Here is a 19,921-nt window from a genome sequence, read left to right on the forward strand (position 1 = left end):
GTCCCGGGGCTGGGCGTCCTCCTGGCCGGTCTTCCTGCGGACATCGATGACGACGCGGAAAGGGTCGGACATGGAAAAGACGCGGTAGCTGTCCACCGCCTTCGTGTTGAGGACGATGCGCGTTTCCCGGGGGCTCCCGGCCTCCGCCCGCACATCCTGCAGGAAGGCGTCCATAACGGGGATCTTTGTCTTCAATCCGGGTCGCACCCTGCAGTTGTCGAGATCCACAACAATCTTTCCAGGCTGCTTTCTTTGGGGATCTGAAGGGATGGCCGTTTCTTTGAATTGGACGGGCGCATTGGTGTAAAGGGCGACACGCGTGTAATCGGAGCCCGTCCAATGCCTGATGTCCGTCAAGCGATTGAGGTCGGCTTTGGGAGGCGAGCCTGCTCCCGCCGCAGGGGCTCTTTCTGCAGGACGGCCTTTTTCTCTGGCCTTGACGGTCCCCTCCCGCTCTTCCGACCCCGTCTGTCCGGCACCGGCGTATCCCAGTTTCCGGCCGAGCTCCTCTGCTTTCTCCCTGGCTTTGGGCTGCATATCCCCGGTGGGATAAAAAAGCTCCACCTTTCTGAATTCCAGGTAAGCGGCTGCGGGGTCCCGGCCCTGGAGAAGAATGCCCCTCAGATAGAGGGCATCGTCCGCCATGGGGCTTTGAGGGTATCTCGATACGACGGAGCGGTACTTTTCCAGGGCGGACTTGAAGTCCCCGGAATTGGACGAGATGTCATGGAGCACATGGTGGCATCGAGCCATCAGGTAGTATGTTTTGTCGGCATAGCGTTCCCCGATGTCGGCGTCGAGGAGTTGCTGCAGGTGCTGCTGACACTGACGAATTGCCTGGGCCTTCTGTTGCCTTTGGGGCATGGCGACGGCTGCCCGGTATTCTCCGGAAGCTTCCTGGTAGAGGGCATCGATGGTGTCCGCCGGTGCAAGGGAGGGTGCCAGGAAGACCGACACAGCAATCAGCAGCAGCATCAGAGGCCTGCGGTGGGCATTCATCTTGTGTTTATTTTGAACGTCCATCATCTTTTCCGAGCTTGCTCTCCGACGGCCGGTGACGATGCTTCGGGATCGGCGGCTTTGGCTGCCGGGGGGCTTCCGCCGTCGCGCAGCTGTTCCTTGAGGGCGTGAAGGGTCTGCCATGCGGCCATGGGAGTGACATGATCCAGGTCCAGGCCGACAATGCGTTCACGGACCCACTCCAGGGACGGCTTGAAGAGGCTGAGCTGCACGGCGGCCGCCGTTCCCCTGGCGGACTTTGTCCGCCTCGGAACCGAGACCACCGCAGGGGCCGGGGAAACCTGTCCGTTCTCGAGGTGGGAGAGAATCTCCTTGGCACGCTGGGTGACTTCCTGGGGCATGCCCGCCAGTTGGGCCACCTGGATCCCATAGCTGCGGCTGGCGCCTCCCGGCAGCAGTTTGTGAAAGAAGAGGATCTCGTCCCGCCATTCCTTGATGGCCACATTGAAGTTCTTGGCCCGGGAGTGTGTCTGCACCATGTCCGTCAATTCGTGATAATGGGTCGCGAAAAGGGTTTTTATACCGACACCCTTGAAATCGTGCAAATGCTCCGCGACCGCCCAGGCGATGCTCAGACCGTCGAACGTGCTCGTCCCCCGTCCGATTTCGTCCAGGATGATGAGGCTCCGGGGGGTTGCCTGATGCAAAATGTTGGCCGTTTCCTGCATTTCCACCATGAAAGTGGAACGACCCCGGGCGAGATCGTCGGAAGCGCCCACCCGGGTGAAGATCCGATCGACCAGGCCGATACGGGCTTCCGCCGCGGGGACGAAGCTCCCCAGCTGAGCCAGCAGAACGATGAGGGCCACCTGGCGCAGGATCGTGGATTTTCCTGCCATATTGGGACCCGTCAAGATGATGACCTGCTGCTCCTCCTGGTCCAGGTGAATGTCGTTGGGGACAAAACTTCCTTCCTGGAGGAACCGTTCGATGACGGGATGGCGGCCGTTGCGTATGGAGAGAGCGTCCCCCGCGTCCAGGTGGGGACGGCAGTAGTCGTACCGTGCGGCCACCTCGGCCAGTGCCGCCAGGCAATCCAGCTGAGCCACCTTCCCGGCCATGGCCTGAATGCGCTCGCTCTCGTGTGCGATGGTCCGCCGAAGCTCGGCAAAAATCTGCTGCTCCAGTTCCAGGCGCTTTTCATCGGCCTCCAGGACCTGGGTTTCGAAGGTCTTGAGCTCTTCCGTGATGAATCGCTCCGCGTTGACGAGGGTCTGCTTGCGGAAATAGCGTTCGGGAACCGCTGCCAGGTTGGCTTTGGATATTTCGATATAGTAGCCGAAGACCTTGTTGAAACGGACCTTGAGGGAGGAAATGCCCGTCTCCCTGCGCTCTCTGGCTTCGTAATCGGCCATCCAGCCTTTGGCATCCCGGCTCAGGCGGACATAATGGTCCAGCTCCGCGTTTACTCCGAGGTAGATGACTCCCCCCGATGCGAGAGTTACAGGAGGTGGGTCCGTGAGGGTCGATTCCAGGTGATCGGCCACGTCCACGAGGGGGTCCCAGGACTGTCCCAGGGCTGCCAGCCGAGGGCTGGCACACCCCCCGAGTGTCCGTTGGAGGGAAGGGAGGATCTGGAGCGATTTTTTGAGAGCGACCAGGTCCCGGGGCGAGGAGCTCCCCGTGGAATTGCGGCTGTTCAGCCGTTCCAGGTCGTTCATGACTTCCAGGTGGCCGACGATTTCAGCACGGAGGTCGGCGCGTTCGACCAGTTCGGCCACCGCCTCCTGGCGTTCATGAATTGCCTGCAGGTCCAGAAGGGGATAGCGCAGCCACTGCTGGAGCTTGCGTCCTCCCATGGCGGTGCGTGTCTCGTCCAGGACGGAGAGCAACGAGCCTTTCCGGCCCTGAAAGCTGATGGAATGGAAAATCTCCAGGTTCCGCACCGTGGCCTCATCCAGGATCATGAAGTCCGAGCGGCTGTAGGGGAGGAGGGCTCGGATATGCTCTCCCGGGACCAGCAGGTTGCGCTTCATATAGGTGAGGATGGCCCCGGCCGCTTCCACCCCCTGCTCCCTATTCCGCACCCCGAAGCCCTCCAGGGAATGCACCTGGAAGTGCTCTTTCAGGCACTCGTAGGCCCTGCGGGTGTCAAAATCTTCACGGTTCAGAAAGGTCAGTGCCAGGTCCATCCTTTTTTGTAGCGGATGCACCCAGAGGGGCTCGCCCCCTTCGGGCAGCAGCAGCTCTTTGGGGGAGACCCGGAACAGCTCCTCCTGGAGGGCTTCTTCCGTTTCCAGTTCCACCACCCTGAATTCAGCCGTGGAGACATCCAGGTAAGCCAGTCCCAGGGGCGTCCCACGCCTGCCGGAGGATACCGCAGCCAGGTAGTTGGGCTGCTTGGCCGTCAGGTTCTGGTTTTCCAGGATGAGGCCGGGAGTGATGACCCGCGTCACTTCACGGCGTACGAGTCCCTTGGCTTTCCTGGGATCTTCCACCTGGTCGCAGATGGCCACCTTGTTTCCCGATGCCACCAGCCGCGCAATGTACCCTTCGGCCGCATGGTAGGGGACGCCGCACATGGGAATGGGGTTCTCAGCATTTCTGTCTCGGGAGGTGAGGGCGATTTCAAGGATGCGTGAAGCCGTGACGGCATCGTCCAGGAAGAGCTCGTAAAAGTCTCCCATGCGGTAAAACAGCAGCGCGTCGGGATGTTGAGACTTGATCTCCAGATATTGCTGCATCATGGGAGTCGGTTTGGTCATAAAGGCTTCAGCTTCCTCGTGTTCCCTGGATCTTCCGCGCTCCGGAGGCGCAGAGGGCTTTTCTGACGGGCTGATGGATTTTTATCTGTTGCGCCGGGCAAGATCAAGGAATAGTTGCAATCGACGAGGGAATCAACGGTCGATGCAGGGGAAAAGGGCCGGCGCTTGCGTTGCCCCGTCCCCGACCGGCACGGTAAAGGTCCCAATGTTGTTGACTTAACCAACGTTCGTCATTCCGGCGAAAGCCGGAACCCAGGAAATAAAGACTTTCTGGACCCAGGTTTTCACAGGGGTGACGTTAAGTCAACAGCATTGGATACAGACCCTCAGGGCATTTTATCTCCAGGCACGTAGCGTTGCGATATTCATTGACAGGATCGAAACGTAATGGTTACCCTATGTAGAAACAACGTAGAAACAGCAGAAGCGGGCATGGAAAATTTCAAAAGCACCCGGAGAATAGAGGAGGGGGGCAGCATGCAGGCAACTGTTAAAAGGTGGGGGAACAGCCTGGCGTTGAGGATTCCGGCGCATATAGCAGAAGCGTTGGATGTGAGAGAGAATTCCTGTGTGGAATACGTCATGGAAGACGGGAATCTAGTCATCAAGCCTGTGGCTCATAAACGTCAGTATTCTCTGTCACAACTCTTGGAAGGGATTCGGCCGGAAAATATCCACAGGGAAACGGAAACAGGCCGACCCGTAGGGGATGAGATTTGGTAACAGCCGGCTATATTCCTGAGCGGGGAGATGTTGTGTGGTTCAATTTTGACCCTCAGGCCGGACATGAGCAGAGAGGGAAAAGGCCTGCTTTGGTTCTTTCACCCATGGAATATAATGGCAAAGTTGGGCTGGCACTTCTCTGTCCCATAACCAATCGATTAAAGGGATATCCATACGAAGTGAATATTCCTGATGGGCTTAGCATTACTGGGGCCATCCTCTCAGATCATGTAAAAAGCCTCGATTGGCGAGCCCGAGATGCCCAATTCATCTGCAAAATACCGAATGATGTCCTCGATGAGGTGTTGGCCAAGCTGGCGACTCTGCTTTGAACTTACCTTCAATCGGGTGATTCAGGTACTGATCGGGATTATGGGCTTCAATGAGGCCGGGGCATTCCAACCCCGGAAAATCGGAACCGTGATCGCTCCTTCTTCCTGGACCACTGCCGCTTCAATGAGGCCGGGGCATTCCAACCCCGGAAAATTTGGTAACGTCGGCCGATACATTTGATACTACAGCATGCTTCAATGAGGCCGGGGCATTCCAACCCCGGAAAATTCCTTGGCGCAAACTATGTCGAAATGCCGGATATGCCGCTTCAATGAGGCCGGGGCATTCCAACCCCGGAAAATCGGGGGGAAACGCCTGCGAGGACTGACGCGACGGCGGGCTTCAATGAGGCCGGGGCATTCCAACCCCGGAAAATTCGACCTGGGCGGCGACGATGTCACGGAGAACATGGCTTCAATGAGGCCGGGGCATTCCAACCCCGGAAAATCACTGGAAGAACCGGACTTTCCACCCCCACCACCGGCTTCAATGAGGCCGGGGCATTCCAACCCCGGAAAATATGCCACCCTTGGGCCGCGAACCTGTCCACTACGTCCGGCTTCAATGAGGCCGGGGCATTCCAACCCCGGAAAATGACTACATAGATTATGTTAAGGAATTATGTAAGGATGAGCTTCAATGAGGCCGGGGCATTCCAACCCCGGAAAATACGCGGAAAATTTTTTGGTAATCATTTACTAACGATGGCTTCAATGAGGCCGGGGCATTCCAACCCCGGAAAATAATTACCTTTTTAATAGATCGTGCGCCAATGATCTGGCTTCAATGAGGCCGGGGCATTCCAACCCCGGAAAATTACTCCAGGCATCATGGGCAACGTCTCCGATATTTGGCTTCAATGAGGCCGGGGCATTCCAACCCCGGAAAATATTGATGTTCGTTTCGTAGTACCCGGCAGGGCCTGAGCTTCAATGAGGCCGGGGCATTCCAACCCCGGAAAATAGCTCCGGATCTTTTCCTCGCTGGGCGTTGTCTGGCTGGACGCTCTGCGAGGGGTTCCGGAAAATCGCGTTCATTTAAATCTCCTTTCCATGAGCCGTGATTCTTTGCTGCGCCAACTATTCGGTTATCAAAGAATATCATCGTTTCGACCGCTCCCGGGGTTTCGGGCATCACGTGAGCCCTCGCGCCCGTCAAGCAGGCTTGTCAAACGATGGTAGACTCCTTTTTGACGGGGTCGAAAACCTTGCCGATACTGCTTACCTTTGGCGTTACACTGTCCGCCGGACCCAAATCCATGATGAGCACATGGTCCTCCCTCGAATTCACTATCTCGCGAATTGAGGCTTCGAGTCTCAATTTACGGATCTTGTCGAGCCGGCATTGAAAGACAGAAAGCTGGAGCCAGTCGCCGAAGCCGTGCATTGTTTGGAACAGGCGCTTCCAGCGCCGGGGATTGCGTACATCATAACTCACTATGTAGAGATGATCCATCTCCGCCCCTCTATCTCGTGACGAAATTCGGATACATCGGGATTTCCCCTGACAGGAAGCGGATCAGGAGCCTTGCCTGCACCTCGAAAAGCTGGCGATAAGTGACCTTGTACTTGAAGATGGGATGCGTCACCTCCTGCTGCATACGCCGCTCGAAGGCCGCGATGAATCGTTTCCGTCCAGAATCCGTGAGATTGCACGAGCCGGCAGCGTGCACGAAATCATCGGGTTGCACTTCGCCGTTGTTGACGGCGGTGAGGACGGTGGAATCGGCCACCAGAGGCCGGAAAGGCTCCATCATGTCCAAGGCCAGAGCAGGTCTGCCGAAACGAGGCTGATGGTAAAAACCCCGGTATGGGTCCAAACCCACGGCAGCCAGGGTAACTGTCCATTCGCGGGTGAGCATGGCGTAGGCAAAAGAAAGCATGGCATTGATGGGGTCTCTGGGCGGACGGCGGTTACGGGTTGTGAAATCGAAGCCCATGCCCGGCCCGTCCTCCCTCCGCAGCATGCGTCCAAAGTGTTGAAAATATCGGCTCGCCCCGGCGCCTTCCTCTCCCAGCAGGCCTTCAAGGGAAGGTGCGCGCATGGCCTGCCGCATGTCTCCTTGCATGGTTTGCAGGATTTCCTTTGGAGCTTTCCCCTCGGCCCCGTCTCCTCGCCAGTTGCGGCGGAGCAGCGTGCGGCAATTGGCAATTTTGGCCACTACCCAGCGGCGGGCAAGTTTGAGGCATGTGTCCGATTCGAAGCTGCGCCGGTACTGGTGGGTGCGTGTTTCCACATTGCGATGGCCGGTGCTCACCGTGTGTCCCATGAACCAGCCCCCATAGCTCAGCCATGTGACTGGAATCTGGCGGCGCAGGCACTCGTGGAGGGCGGGAGTCGTGAGCGTCGCATTCCCGTAGAGCACTACCTGCGAAACTTCTCCCAGGCGCGTTTCGGCCACCGCTTCCTTCTTCTCTTCGATGACGAGACGCCCACCGTCTTTACGGACCCATGCGCGCGGGGACTGAACATAAAGTGGCAGGCCCGAGTCGATCGTTGGAAAAATCGGACGCGGCTGCACCGGAAGGTGCGCGAGAAAGCGCACCTCGTCGGGCAGGCAGATGCCCACCAGGGAACAGTGTGGACACTTGGGGCTGTCTTCCAGGGGTGGTGGCACCTCGCCGCATGCCGCACATGCTTTGAGCTCCTCGATGGCTTTCAAGGTCCGGGTGATGAGGCTCTCATCGAATGGGATGTGGACTCGTTCCCGTGAGGCGGCGAAATAAAGTACCCCATGGTCGCAGTCAAAACCGTGCTCGCGCAGTAGCAGGCCCTGGGCGCAAAGCTGCACCCGCTCCGGATCGTATGCGCCCCCCGCGACGTGAGGCCGCTTGCCCCGCTTGTAGTCGACGGGCGTGGCCGTGGTCCCTTCCCCTTCCACCAGGTCGATCTTGGCGGTGATCCCCAGGAGGTCGGAGCTCAGGCTCACGGACCGCGCATGGACCTTTGTGTCTTCTTCGGGGTGCTCGGGCAGCGCCCCGCCTCCCGCATCCACCCGCCGGTGCCGAATCGTTCCGTCCACCGTGAACTCGTTGTGCGCAAACTCTCCCTGCACCCACATGAGATACGCCAGCCTCGGGCAATACACGTGCTCGTTGAGATTGCGCACGGGGATGAGGGGGGTGTCCGAGCAAACCAACCTGTCAGATGGGGTATTCATGACATTCGTTCCCCCTTTGAAACGACGCCCCCCACCGGAACAAAGAGTCCAAGTCCATAATGAGAGCCGAATCCCAGAGCCAGAGGGCCCTGGATCGTTTCAGGAAAAACGAGCTCGGGCAGGCAGCCGTGGGTATCCGGCTGGAGCAGGCCACGCTTGCTCCGAAAACGATGAAAGTGAACAGAGCGCCGAATACGAGAGCCCACCTTTATCTCTGAAAGAAAATGGATGGCCTCGGGTGCCGGCAAAGCACGCAATAAGCATTCTTTGCTTATTTGTTCGAAAGTGTCGAAGTTCTTTTTCACATGCCATGGGCGAAGGTAGGGTGTCACGGGGCGCCATCTCTTGCCCGATGCCATGAACGGCGACGTATCGGAGAAGTCCTCTATCATGCCGGCACCCTCGAACCAAACCTCCCATTCGGGGCCGTTGCGCATGTAGAGTTTTTTCAATCCCTGCATGGCTCGCAACGTCTCCTCATCGAGACCTCCAGAGACGTGCACCAAAAGATGGCCGATATGACCGTCTTGATCCGGTTCAGGGAGAAAGAAAGCATGTTCGTGTCGGTTGTCACGAGGAAGACCGTGCCCGGAAAGCAGTGGGGGAACCTTACCCTGCTTGTTCTCCACCACGCGCATCAGGGCCATACGCGCTAACTCGCCGATCCTCACAGCGTTTTCGAGTAAAGGCAGAGGACGGCCATAGAAGGCAAAGCGGAGGGTGGTCACTTTGGATGCTCTGCGGTGGCGAGGGGGAGTGAGACTCCTTGCGGCGGGTGCCAAGGAACTCGCTGGTCTCCGGTACCAGATCCGTTGGGATGCAGGGGGGTGACTCCAGCCCGCAGCCTGCAAAACACTTGTTTCCAGGCTAACGGCTTCAAGCCATGATCCGGGGAGGGATGCCTTATGCTTGCCCCCCTTTTTCTTTGTGGCGATTTTGGAGCCAACGCCATGATCGACCCCTTGAGCGTAAAGCTTGTTATAGACGGAAGGCGCCAAGGGGCAGAGCAAAGGGATCACTTCCTCCGGCTCGCCTTTCTTGGGTGCCGGCTTGAAGTCGGCAGGGAAGCAGTTCGGATGCCCTTGCCATTGGGATAAACGGCGTCCTTCCACCCAGCTTTCAGCACGACCCAGGTAAGCGAGACCCGCCAGCAGCTGATCCAAAAGCCGTTCCTCTTCCTCCTTCAGCTCAAGATACGGCCAGGCCACAATGAGCTCGTCTTCAGGGGAGATTCGTGCGAAGGCGTCGAAAATGAGGGAGTTCTTGTCTTTATAGCTTTCACGGACGGGCATGTAGTGACGCACATGGGAGTGCATGACCGAGGGGAGCCGATAGACGGGCAGGCACTCGGAGAGCTTCCCAAGCAAGTTTTCAAACAGCCCGACAGGATATTGGCTCGGATCGATCTTGCAGTGCCAGTTGGCAACGAGTGCCCGCACAATCCGCCACGGAGATGGCGGCCATTCCACGTCGGCCTCGTTCACGTGTCTCCCCCAGGGTGTCGCATGATACCTTCCCGCAAGAAAACGGAAAGCCACGGCCAGCATGATCATTTCCTCCATGTCACGGTAGTGATGCGTGGCTCTACAAAAATGCCTTGGTCAGCGACCTCCTGAATCAAACCCGGTAAGGATTGTTTCAGTTCTGAGAGCGACGGCATGCGGAACTTTTCAGGGCGTGTGACGCGCAGGTTCGTGCATTCCAGATCGCACGCGGTTCGCAAGCGCAATCCATCATTGAGAAAACTAAGGATCTTGTAAGAGATGATTCCAAGGAGCATCGCTTCTGCGCCGTTTCCAAGCGCGAAGCCACGGAGTTGTGCCAAGTCAATATTGAAGTACGCCGTTATTCGCGATGCCGTATATTCATCACGGGAAAAGGGAACATTTCCAAACCCTTTTGATGCATCACCCGAAGGGTTCACATGATCGTTCTTAACTCCGCCGCTTTGTGCCACGGCGATGTCTTCAGCTTCGATAAATGCCGACAGAAGTCGAGGCAACCGTAACCGGCCGCCGGCTAATTCCTTCTTGGCCAGAAAAACTCCATGGATGAGCGCATTCGTATCCAGACGCAGGAGGACGCGGGCAAGCTCTCGAATGTTGACTGCTCCCTCTTCCATACTGGCCAGTGCTTTTTTCAAAGTATCGAGGACGCTTTTATCTTTTCCCTCGAGAATGTAAGGGGAATTGATCCGGTGCGCTTCGAGCACGCTATTGGTCAGGGTCCTGCCTTTTTCATCGACAACCCTGATAAAAGGGACCCCTCGAAGAGAGACAGCCCAATCGTCGGCCGTGGCGTCCCAGCATACTGCCTCCAGCCTGTTGGCCATGCTCTGTGCCGATTCGACCAGGAGCATGCGTTGACCATCGGGGGCATCGTACACAGCGGCCCCAAGATCGGGAAACCCGGTGGGTTGAAAACGTGTGCCCTGGATGGGCTTCAAATCGGCTTCCAAAAGCAGACGGGGAGCATGGTCAAGGCCGGAAAAATCAAGCGACATGGTTAATCCTCCTTATTCTTGTGATGTAGCTGCGGTTTCAGCCAATGGTCGATAATGGACAAGCATGCGCTGAGCTTCTCTCCCGGCTATGGGAATCATGAGAGCTGCGGCAAGCCGTGGGCCATCAAAATTGATAGCGGATGGGGGGCGTCCGGGATGGCTTGGAAGGCGAATCCCCGAAGCTCGTAACCGGCGCCAGGCTATGGCTACGGCGCGCTCCAGTTGAAAAGTGTTACCGGACTCCAATAATGAGATCACTTCCCCAGGCAATGAAATGCCGACCCCTGGCGACAATACTGCCAAATCATGCAAGAGGCGTTCAGGCATGAAAAGGGGTTTTAAGACGTGATAGGCACTGGGCGGCAAAGTGGAGAGCGCATGGCGTTTCTGGAGGGAATCAGGTAAACGGACGTTGACCAGCCCGTTAAGCAGCAGTGCAATGCGCGTGTCATCGGTTTCAGCCCTCAAAAAAGCCATGACGGCCGGCAGGTCCGTTTGACTGAAACCCGAAAAGGGTGTTGCTATCGCACCAGGATCCCGGCTGCCGCGCCGAGCTTCGATCAGGCGGTGATTCAACACGCGCAAGAGGCTGTGAATAAGGTTACTGCCCATCCATAGGTTATGCTGATTCCCAGGATCCCATTGGTATTTTCCATTGTCGTATTTGATCGGTAAGAGGAAACGACGCATGTCATCTAAACCCGCCAAAGCACATGCAATGCGAAACTCATGGGTCTGGTCGTCGGCCTTCAGTGCCCAGTCTGAACCGAGAAGTGGTACTGGAGGCACCGCTTCACGCCCCTTTGCACTGAGTGCGCAAGCCTGCTGTACCTGGCCCAGCAAAACGAGAATGCTTTGTAGCTCCTGCTTGCCGCCCAACTGGGTGAGGGCAAAAATTGCATTCTCCAGCCTTCTCACCAGTTGACGAAGCCGTCCTGGCGCCTGTTCGCTCCGCGCAAAGGATCGAAGCCGATTGAGCCAGTCGAAACGGTCGAGATGAGTCAGAAGGTCTGCTTCAGGAACTCGACGTACGGGGATTTTCCCGAGAGAGGTTGCGAGATAGGCTTTTCCCGAGCGCATCAGAAAACCGTAGCGCTGGAAAGCGGCAATGCCACGATCCACTCCGTAACTGCTCAGCGCTCGGGCGAAATCAAGTCCGTCCCTCACCGAATGGCGGCCAACAGTCGCACGCCCTTCGCAAAAGAGAGCCTGCAGCTCTGCATAATTGGCCGGAAGGCGCCACAGGGGCAGCCATATTTCATCCCTTGCCTTCTGTTCGGCCCCGAGGCATCCGCTCCCTCCTTCAGCCATTCGAACAGTGAAAGGACAGCTCAATGCCGAATGGCCCGGGTTTTCCATTCTTCTGGTTGCAGATCCTGCGAAGAATAAAGCGCCTTCAAGCATCAGGACATAATCCCAGGGATTGACGAGGGGATTGGATACAAATCCGTTGGTACCATTGGGGCCACCCGCATTGCCGGGAAAAAACTGTCCAATTGCCCTGGAAACCAACCCCTGGGTCGGTTGTCCGCTCAACGCGCCTTTTAGCCAATTCGCGGATGCCGGCCGGGGCATGCCGCTATCGGGATCGATGAGCTCGACGAGCCGTTGCATGAAGTTATTTGTAAAATCCAAATTACCATCGTTTCCACCCGTACCGAGCAAGGGTGGGAAATCAGCCTTTTGGGATCCCAACAAAATTGCCGCATCGCACCAATACAGCGAGGCATCTGGTAGTTGTCCTCGAAGCATCGTAACAAGTCTTATCTTTTCTTCCTTTTTTGGTGCTTCGAGGTATCCCCCCTCTTGAACGGCCTTTTTCGAGGTCGCCAAAACCTCTCGATAGAATGCCAGCCTGACTGCTTTACTCACCAAAAAAAGATCTACGGTCCTGGTAGCTTCCGTTGCCTGGTTCCGAACGCCGGTTTTTGTCCGCTTACCCGTATCGGCTTCTACGGCTTTGAGCTTTTCTTCCTGGAAATAAAACCCGCTCCCCCCATTCCAGGGAGCGACGATGGGGGATGGGCGATACTCCTCCAGGAAAAAAAACTCCAGTTCCTCCCAAGCTAGGACGGTCTTTAAAACAAACTGTTCCGCTGTCCAATAACCGGCAACTTCGGGATCTTTTTGCTCCGCCACCAGTCGCAGGATCCCGAGGGCTTTGAGATAATGGGCCAAGGGGGTCGGGGTGCACCCTCCCAAAATGTGTTCATGCCTCATGCGTGCTCCTCCGTCTCAGATGCTGAAGCCCTCCAGTCGGCGATGCGTACCATGGCCTCCAACCAGGCGAGTTGAAAAGGACCGTAGCGCTCGAGAAGACGCTGCGTTCGCGTCGTCCACGAGGGACCCATGGGGCCTTCGCCCAGTTCCATCAGGTCCAGGCGCAACAGAGTGGTCGGAATAACTTCTCCCTTGGCCCCGTCCACTGGAGGCAAGGTCTCATTTTCCCATACTCCACGGGCAAAGCGTGGGCCGAAAGGCGGGGTCGGCTCGTTCTCTTCGGGCAGAGACCTCAGGGAGAGCCGTACCTTCCCATGATGGGCGGCGATGAGATACGCGATGAGGTCACTCTCTTCTTCCTGGCTCCGGTGCGCGACCCAAGCCAGCATGGAGGCCAATTCATGGCGGAAGTGCCTGCGTTTGTGCCGGCCGGCCAGCGTGGACTTGGCGAGGAGCGGGCCTTTGCTTAACGCTTCGTCAAGGGTGCATCCGTGCATGGTCGCTTGAAAAATCCGATGGGATTTCCCCACATCGTGCCAGGAGGCAGCCATTCTCACGGCGTTGCACTCCCGGGCGCCGGCCTTGACCGCTATAAGAAGGTGCTCGGCGGCCGCGCCTGCGTCCGACAGGTGGTGAGTCAATGTTACATCGCCCGCCATATGGCTTCGTATGTCACCCTCATAGATTTCCGTCTCCCCGCTTGCGTACCCGTCATCTACCGGCACTACCGGATCCTTGCTTGGTGGATGAAAACCGAGTTGTCCGCTGTACCCCCCGGCTTTCATGTCCAACATCAGCACAAGCCCTGGGAACAGTTCCGTCTGAAACATGCGCCATTTTCCGTCGAGGCTGTCCCAGCGATAAGCCCACAACTCTTGCTTGCGGATCCTATCGAATAAAACCTTCGCCTGGGAAAGCGAGGCACGGCACAATTCTGTCCTTTGGGGAAGAGGCTGGTCCTCTGTGCCTTGCGAGAGATCCCGCCAGGATACCTGTACATCGAGGTCATCGGCATCCCGGATATAAGGTGAGATATCCACATCGAAGCCGGTCAGATCCGGGTCAGTGTTGAAGAGATCGCGAAAATCCTTGTAACGAATCACTGGATGAAGGGGGGCCTCTTCATCGATGCCGGGCAGGTCCGCAGGACTTGCGCCGGGCAGGTCCGCAAGCTTGCTCCTGGCGAGATCGAGAGAGGCAACTTCATAAGGTGCGTCGAGTTTCCCTCCCTGTTCGATGTCGATCCAGAAAATATCGGCTCCAATCTCTCCCAGCTCACCATAGCGATTGCAGCGACCGAAGCGCTGCACCAGAGACGCCCAGGGCGCAAGCTCCGTAAAGAGCACGCGAGAGGTTATGTCCACCCCTGCTTCCACCGCCTGAGTGGCGATGATGATGCGGCCCGGGCCGTCAGAAGCCGGGGACTCAGTCAGCTTTCGATTGACGGTGAGACGCTCGGCAGGGCGATACCTGGAATGAACGAGAAAGGTTTCAGCAGAGATCTTGCGCCTGTTCAGAGCTTCCAAAATTGCCTGGCATCGCTCGACGGTATTGACAATGACAAGCGTTGTACTTCCATCCACGTGTTTTTCAGCGACTTCCGATGCCAGGGCTTCAGCATAATTCTTGGCAGATTGCTTCTGATTTTCCGTTGTGACCTTCGTTGAGGCTTGGTGCAGTCGCTTGACCGCCTCGCGCCGTCTCTTGACAGTGGGGCCGGCTGTTTCCTCTTGCTCGAGACCGAGATGCTGCAGTGTTGCCAGGTGGGGTTGCAGATCTACAGTGCCGAGCCACTCGGAATTGAGGGTAGCCGACATCCAGATACTCCGGCTTGGTCTAGCAAGGGGGAGACGCCGACGGAATGCTTCGAGTTGCGCCGTGGTGGGCAGTCCCGCACCCATGAGTTGAATTTCGTCAAAAACCCACAAAGCATCATTGTGCAACAGAGCAAAATGAATGGACCACTGGTAGCGGCTCATGCCATATCCTCGCATGAGCGCACGGGAAAGGAGCATATCTTGTGTTCCTACAATGAGGGATGGCTCTTCCGGTCTTTCGACCCATTTTGCTTCTGTTTCACCCCCCATGAGGAGATAAACTCCGGGCAAAACCCGACCTCGCCGATGGAACTCAGGAGCAGCATTTTCGACCCATTTGGCACCGCAATCCATGGTTTGTTCCACCAAGACTCGCATGGGGAGACAGTACGCCATCCGCAGGGGTGTTTGCTTATCCTCGTTCAGGACCTTCCACATCCACGCCACCACGACGGCTGCTGTTTTCCCCAGTCCCGTCGGGACCTCTAAAAGATTCGGCCAGAGCCCCTCCCCCAGCTGAAGCTGGTATGGAAATGGGTCGCAGCCTGTGACTGAATGAAAAAACCGTGCATAGTCCATCACATCTTCTCCATTTCATTTCATATTTTCTGCCCGGCCTTAGTGTTGGGCTTCCTCCGGGCTGAAGGCCGGCAGTCGATCTCGGTCATGCGTGTGTCGGCATGGATAATCGTATACCACCCGACCTCCCCCATTTCGTGTCCCAGGTTCAATATTTTTTCATCATGGCTTCAATTTCGTCCCGGACCCTTTGGCGAAGCCGTTCAGGGGCCAAGACCTCCACCTGGGAACCGTACTTGAGGATCTCCATGAGGATTTCGGTTTCGTGAGAAACGGGGAGTGTGATGTCTAATTCTCCACTTGCGTGTTCGTGGAAACGCTGGCGAGAGTGCCAGATCTGGCCTCGAGCCCATCTGGCCAAGGCATTGGAAAAACGCAGGGTTACCTCGAAGCTCTCCTGTCCTTGGAAAATTCCGAAGGTCGCATCCAAAAAAGAGCGCCATTGGGACACATCGCGGGGCGAGAAGGGAGCAAGCCCGACCTGGCATTCGCTCATGCGGGCCAGGACGAAGTCCCTCCAGTCTTCGCGGAGCCGGCACCAGGCGATGAGATGCCATGTTCCCTGGTAGTTTACCATATGGTGAGGCTCCACAGTGCGGGTGGTGCATTGGTTCTTATGAGGGGAGTAATAACGGAAGGAGAGGGGGCAATGTGTCGTGAGGGCGGTCAGCACTTGCCTGAAAATGTCGGTATTACTGGGGGTGAAAGCTTTCCATCGAAAGGAAAACGCTGTTTCGGGATCGACAGCCCCCGAAATGTTTTCGGCAAGAAGCCTGTTGAGGCGTGAGGCCACTTTGTTCAGCTCCTCACCCAAACCTCCCGCCGCGGCATCGGTGAGGAGCTTTCGAGATACCAGCAGGGCCAGGAGCTCGTTTTCATTGAGTTGAGTTACAGGGAGTTGGTAGCTCGGGTCCTCGTATTGATACCCCCGGCGCGAGGCATCGTATTCCAGGGGAGCCCCGAAACGGTCTCGAAAGGTCTCAATGGTTCTTTGGGCTGTTTTTACATTACATTCAAAGTGCTCGGCTAATGCGGTGGCGTTGGGATACCGCCCTGTACGGATCTGATGGTCGAACCAGATAAAACGTTCCAAGTACAGACGATCACCCATGACTCCTCCGGCCTGAGGGGTGAAAGACGAGAGAATGAGGACGTGCTCCTCAGATGAGACAACAACCGTATCGGCAGGAAAGCGCGAGGAGTTGAAGATGTAAAGTCTTTTCGAACGCTCCCGGGGACAACTCCAGGGCGGATAGTATCCATTTCCATATCGTCATAACAGGGATAGCCCTCATCGGCTAATCTGTCTCCATTTCAGGCAGGGTGGAATAGCAGATGAACAATGAGACCTTTTTTCGTGGAGTCGAGCTCCTTATCCCGGAGAGGGAAGTCGATTTTCTGCAAAATTTTGGCCTAAGATTTGCTAATAAAAATAACATCCTGACCGATGCTACGGGGAAAGCAGGAAGACTTTTTGTCGGTGTGGCGGTCGGTGGACCTCACTGGAATGCTCGCCGGTCAGGATGTTTCAACATTGGGGGGGCGGACCCCGCCTTTGTGGGATCCGCCAAGGGAATTGATTGCCGCGCTTCGGGGAGATCCTCCCGGGAGCGTATCGGGGCTGCCACCGGGAAGAAGGGGGTGGACTCGAACCCGTGTCCTCCGGAGATTTGGCTCCATGGTTCTTTGGCGGGAGGGGCCGGAGGAGGGAAACCGTTTCTCCGGGAGGACACAGGGGGCAATCTTTTTCAGTTGCCCTTCCGACCCATTTCCAAAAGCCTGCAGAGCTCTCACCCCGTTTACCCCACAAGGGCTTCCGTTTCTGCCCACTGCGCGTGTGAATTGGCTGTAATGGAGCAGCCGGTTGGCTCATATCAGACAGTGGGGTGTTGTCGACTTCAGTACCTGACCCTGAGCCATTGAACATTTCCGGCCGATACCGAACCCACCATTCAGACCCGTGCGGCTCCGCCGCTTTCCAAGAACCACTCCTCCAGGTGGATGATAACAGCCAGCCAGTCCCCGTGGGGTGAACCTTCCCTCCAGGTAAGACCCGTCCGGTGGAATGACGGCATCCGTTTCTTCCCGGTCCATCTCATCCTGCCTCCCAGACAGCAACCTTCCTTCCTGCCATTAAAATTCATGATCTTTTCTCATCGTCCGATTAGGGAGAGAAACGCATTCACGGTCATGGCCGGGGCGCTCCTGCCCTGAAATGGCCATGGCAACTAACTGCAGCATGTGCCGTTTCACACGGTACGAGGTTTCCGTCCTGCCAGGCACCTGCTCGGGTGGCAGGGTGATCGAGTTGCTGGGGAAGCGTTCTTCCAGTGAAGAGTAGCCGCAAAATGTTGCGCGATTTGCTGCCTGACGATCGTCACGGGGTCAAAATGGGTACTGAAAAAGAGAGGCAGGATGAGGCGGGCCGGAAAGGAGTGGATGCCGTCATTCCACCGGATGGGTCTTCCCCGGAGGGGCGGGTGGAAGGGGAGCTCATCTCCGCTTTTTGCGGCAATACGCCTGAAAGTTCAGGCGCTGACTGCTTTCCGAGCACACCAGCCGGTTCTCTTTCCGCCCTCGGCATTCTGCAGAAAGGCTCGGATCTCAAAAAGTCTTCCTCCTCCTCGAGGAATACCCCCCCTCGGGTGCTCCTCGTGGATGATGACGCCACTGCCCGGATGCTCATCCGGGAATCCCTGGAGCAAAGCGGGTTCAAAGTGGCAGAGGCCGAGGATGGCATGGAGGCGTTGGCGGTTTTCCAAAGCTTCAACCCCAACCTTGTGCTGATGGACGTCCTGATGCCGAGACTGGACGGCATTGAAGCCTGTGCCGCTCTGCGAAAAATGCCGGGTGGAGAAAGCGTTCCCGTCGTCATTCTTACGGGGCTGGGAGACCTGAATTCCATTGCCCGCGCCTACGAAGTGGGAGCGACGGATTTCATCACCAAGCCCATTCAGTGGATGATCCTGGAGCAGCGCCTCCGCTATATGTTGCGGGCCAGCCAGACGATGGACGATCTCCGCCGGAGCCGCTTGAGTCTGACGGAGGCGCAGCGCATCGCACGGTTGGGGAACTGGGAGTGGCACATCGAGGAAAACATCCTGCTCTGGTCTGAAGAAAGCTCCCGCATCCACGGCATGTCTCCCGACAAGAAGAGCATCTCCTTCTTCGAGCTTTTCGAAAGGGTGCACCCCCGGGACAGGCTTTTGATCCTGGAAGCATTTGAGGCCGCCACGTCGGGTGGGCCGTCTCTCAATATCGATCACCGCATCGTGCTGCCCGATGGGTCCGAACGCATTGTTCATAAACAGGCGGAAACCGTCTTCAATCAGGAGGGACGGGCGATCCGCATGGCGGGGACCGTTCAGGACATCACGGAGCGCAAGCGGGCCGAAGAAGAAATCCTTTACCTGGCGCAGCACGATAGCCTGACCCGGCTGCCCAATCGCCACTTCCTGAGGGAGCACCTGCGTCAGGCCCTTGCAAGGGCGGAGCGATATGGCAGCCTGGTGGCCCTCATGTTTCTCGATCTCGATTCCTTCAAACGCATCAACGATACCCTGGGGCATGACAGGGGGGACCTCCTTCTGCAGCAGGTGGCCGAGCGCCTCGTTCGTTGCCTGCGCAAGGAAGACAGCGTCACCCGTGCGGGAGAAGCCGGTCCCCAGCCCACGGTGGCTCGATTGGGAGGCGATGAATTCACTGTCCTTTTGAGCGACCTTCATCAGACGGAGGACGCAGGGAAGGTGGCTCAGCGCATCCTCAGGACCCTGACAAAGCCCTTCCTGCTGGGGTCGCAGGAGGTTTTTGTCGGTGCAAGCATCGGCATCACCCTGTATCCGGCGGACGGCGAGGATGGGGATGCGCTCCTCAAGTCCGCGGACACCGCCATGTATTATGCCAAGGAACAGGGGGGGAACAACTATCAGTACTATACACAATCCATGAACGAGGACGCCTTCAGCCGCCTGGCTCTGGAAAACGCTCTTCGCCGGGCTCTCGAGCGGGAAGAGCTCCTGCTCCATTACCAGCCGCAGGTGGAGATCGGCACCGGGCGGATCGTGGCTGCCGAGGCGCTCGTCCGCTGGCAGCACCCCGAAAAGGGGCTGCTCCTGCCCCGGGAATTCATCGGCCTGGCTGAAGAAACCGGACTCATCGTTCCCATCGGGGAATGGGTGCTGCGGAGCGCCTGTGCGGCGTGCAGTCGCTGGCAGAAGGAGTCGCCTGCTCCCCTTCGGGTCAGTGTCAACCTGTCCCATCGTCAATTTCGCCAGGAAAAGCTCGTCGACACCGTGGCAGCCGTTCTGCAACAGACCGGTCTGGATCCCTCTCTCCTGGAATTGGAGCTGACCGAGAGCATCATCATGGACCAGGCTGAAGCCGGCGTCGATATGCTGCGTCGGCTGAAGGCCATGGGGATCATGCTTTCCATCGACGATTTCGGTACGGGCCAGTCGTCTCTGAGCACCTTGAAACGTCTGCCCATCGATATCTTGAAAATCGATCGCTCGTTTATCGAAGAAATTCCCTTAAACTCCGACAATATGGCCATCACGTCGGCCATCATTGCCATGGCCAGGAGCCTGAAGATCAAGGTCATAGCCGAGGGGGTGGAAACGGTTGAACAGTTTGATTTTTTGCAGGCCAATGCCTGCGGAGCCATGCAGGGCTTTTTCCTCAGCCGCCCCCTTTCCTTCCGGGAGCTCATGAAGCTCCTGAACGGGGACATGCCGTTGGATGCAGAGGGGCAAACGCGGGAGAATGGATAGCCGGGAGGCTCCGGCCTCCAGGTTGGCTATACGCGTTGAGGATTGAAAACGTCATTTTGTAGGAGCGGCTTCCAGCCGCGACAGTGAGCCAG

At 57.3% G+C, this 19,921-nt stretch carries 12 protein-coding genes and 1 CRISPR repeat array; of the genes, 3 read left to right on the top strand and 9 right to left on the bottom strand.

Annotated features, from left to right (window positions below; translation table 11 throughout):
* Together MWC30_RS04400 and mutS are read right to left on the bottom strand one after the other, a co-directional pair.
* On the bottom strand, window positions 1–1,026 hold a 1,026-nt coding region (locus tag MWC30_RS04400; protein WP_244082942.1), incomplete at its 3' end, for an AMIN domain-containing protein.
* On the bottom strand, window positions 1,023–3,725 hold the full coding sequence (gene mutS / locus MWC30_RS04405) for a DNA mismatch repair protein MutS (protein WP_244082943.1): 2,703 nt from the start codon (window positions 3,723–3,725) through the stop codon (window positions 1,023–1,025). The genes MWC30_RS04400 and mutS, both read right to left, overlap by 4 nt.
* A gap of 477 nt (window positions 3,726–4,202) precedes the next feature.
* Here mutS and MWC30_RS04410 point away from each other — a divergent pair, with 477 nt between their 5' ends.
* Entirely contained in the window at window positions 4,203–4,448 is a 246-nt protein-coding gene (locus MWC30_RS04410; RefSeq protein ID WP_244082944.1) for an AbrB/MazE/SpoVT family DNA-binding domain-containing protein, read from the top strand.
* Window positions 4,442–4,780 carry an endoribonuclease MazF gene (mazF, locus tag MWC30_RS04415; protein ID WP_244082945.1) on the top strand — a complete coding sequence of 113 codons (339 nt, stop codon included), beginning with the start codon at window positions 4,442–4,444 and terminating at the stop codon, window positions 4,778–4,780. Before MWC30_RS04410 ends, mazF begins: the two co-directional genes overlap by 7 nt.
* Before the next feature lie 44 nt (window positions 4,781–4,824).
* Window positions 4,825–5,744: a CRISPR direct-repeat array (repeat unit 37 nt; unit sequence GCTTCAATGAGGCCGGGGCATTCCAACCCCGGAAAAT).
* A gap of 204 nt (window positions 5,745–5,948) precedes the next feature.
* Here the strand turns inward: mazF and cas2 are convergent.
* The 7 genes from cas2 to MWC30_RS04450 all read right to left on the bottom strand — a co-directional run bounded on the left by cas2 (window position 5,949) and on the right by MWC30_RS04450 (window position 16,171).
* Window positions 5,949–6,236 (bottom strand): CRISPR-associated endonuclease Cas2, encoded by a 288-nt coding sequence (gene cas2, locus MWC30_RS04420; RefSeq protein ID WP_244082946.1) that lies wholly within the window; start codon window positions 6,234–6,236, stop codon window positions 5,949–5,951.
* Between the two features lie 10 nt (window positions 6,237–6,246).
* Window positions 6,247–7,941: a CRISPR-associated endonuclease Cas1 gene (gene cas1, locus MWC30_RS04425; protein WP_244082947.1), complete on the bottom strand. Its 1,695-nt coding sequence runs from the start codon at window positions 7,939–7,941 to the stop codon at window positions 6,247–6,249.
* Complete coding sequence (gene csb2 / locus MWC30_RS04430; protein ID WP_244082948.1) at window positions 7,938–9,488, bottom strand: type I-U CRISPR-associated protein Csb2; 1,551 nt, start codon at window positions 9,486–9,488, stop codon at window positions 7,938–7,940. Before csb2 ends, cas1 begins: the two co-directional genes overlap by 4 nt.
* Window positions 9,489–9,490: 2 nt before the next feature.
* A complete protein-coding gene (gene cas7u, locus MWC30_RS04435; RefSeq protein WP_244082949.1) occupies window positions 9,491–10,444 on the bottom strand; it encodes a type I-U CRISPR-associated RAMP protein Csb1/Cas7u in 954 nt (317 codons plus the stop codon).
* A gap of 12 nt (window positions 10,445–10,456) precedes the next feature.
* Window positions 10,457–12,664 carry a type I-U CRISPR-associated protein Csx17 gene (csx17, locus tag MWC30_RS04440; RefSeq protein WP_256461218.1) on the bottom strand — a complete coding sequence of 736 codons (2,208 nt, stop codon included), beginning with the start codon at window positions 12,662–12,664 and terminating at the stop codon, window positions 10,457–10,459.
* On the bottom strand, window positions 12,661–15,060 hold the full coding sequence (locus tag MWC30_RS04445; RefSeq protein WP_244082951.1) for a CRISPR-associated endonuclease Cas3'': 2,400 nt from the start codon (window positions 15,058–15,060) through the stop codon (window positions 12,661–12,663). The genes csx17 and MWC30_RS04445 overlap by 4 nt, the downstream gene beginning before the upstream one ends.
* Before the next feature lie 148 nt (window positions 15,061–15,208).
* Complete coding sequence (locus tag MWC30_RS04450; RefSeq protein WP_244082952.1) at window positions 15,209–16,171, bottom strand: YafY family protein; 963 nt, start codon at window positions 16,169–16,171, stop codon at window positions 15,209–15,211.
* A gap of 1,237 nt (window positions 16,172–17,408) precedes the next feature.
* Here MWC30_RS04450 and MWC30_RS04455 point away from each other — a divergent pair.
* Complete coding sequence (locus MWC30_RS04455) at window positions 17,409–19,829, top strand: bifunctional diguanylate cyclase/phosphodiesterase (protein WP_244082953.1); 2,421 nt, start codon at window positions 17,409–17,411, stop codon at window positions 19,827–19,829.
* Window positions 19,830–19,921: the final 92 nt, after the last annotated feature.

Source organism: Desulforhabdus sp. TSK, assembly GCF_022836495.1.
GTDB lineage: Bacteria > Desulfobacterota > Syntrophobacteria > Syntrophobacterales > Syntrophobacteraceae > Desulforhabdus.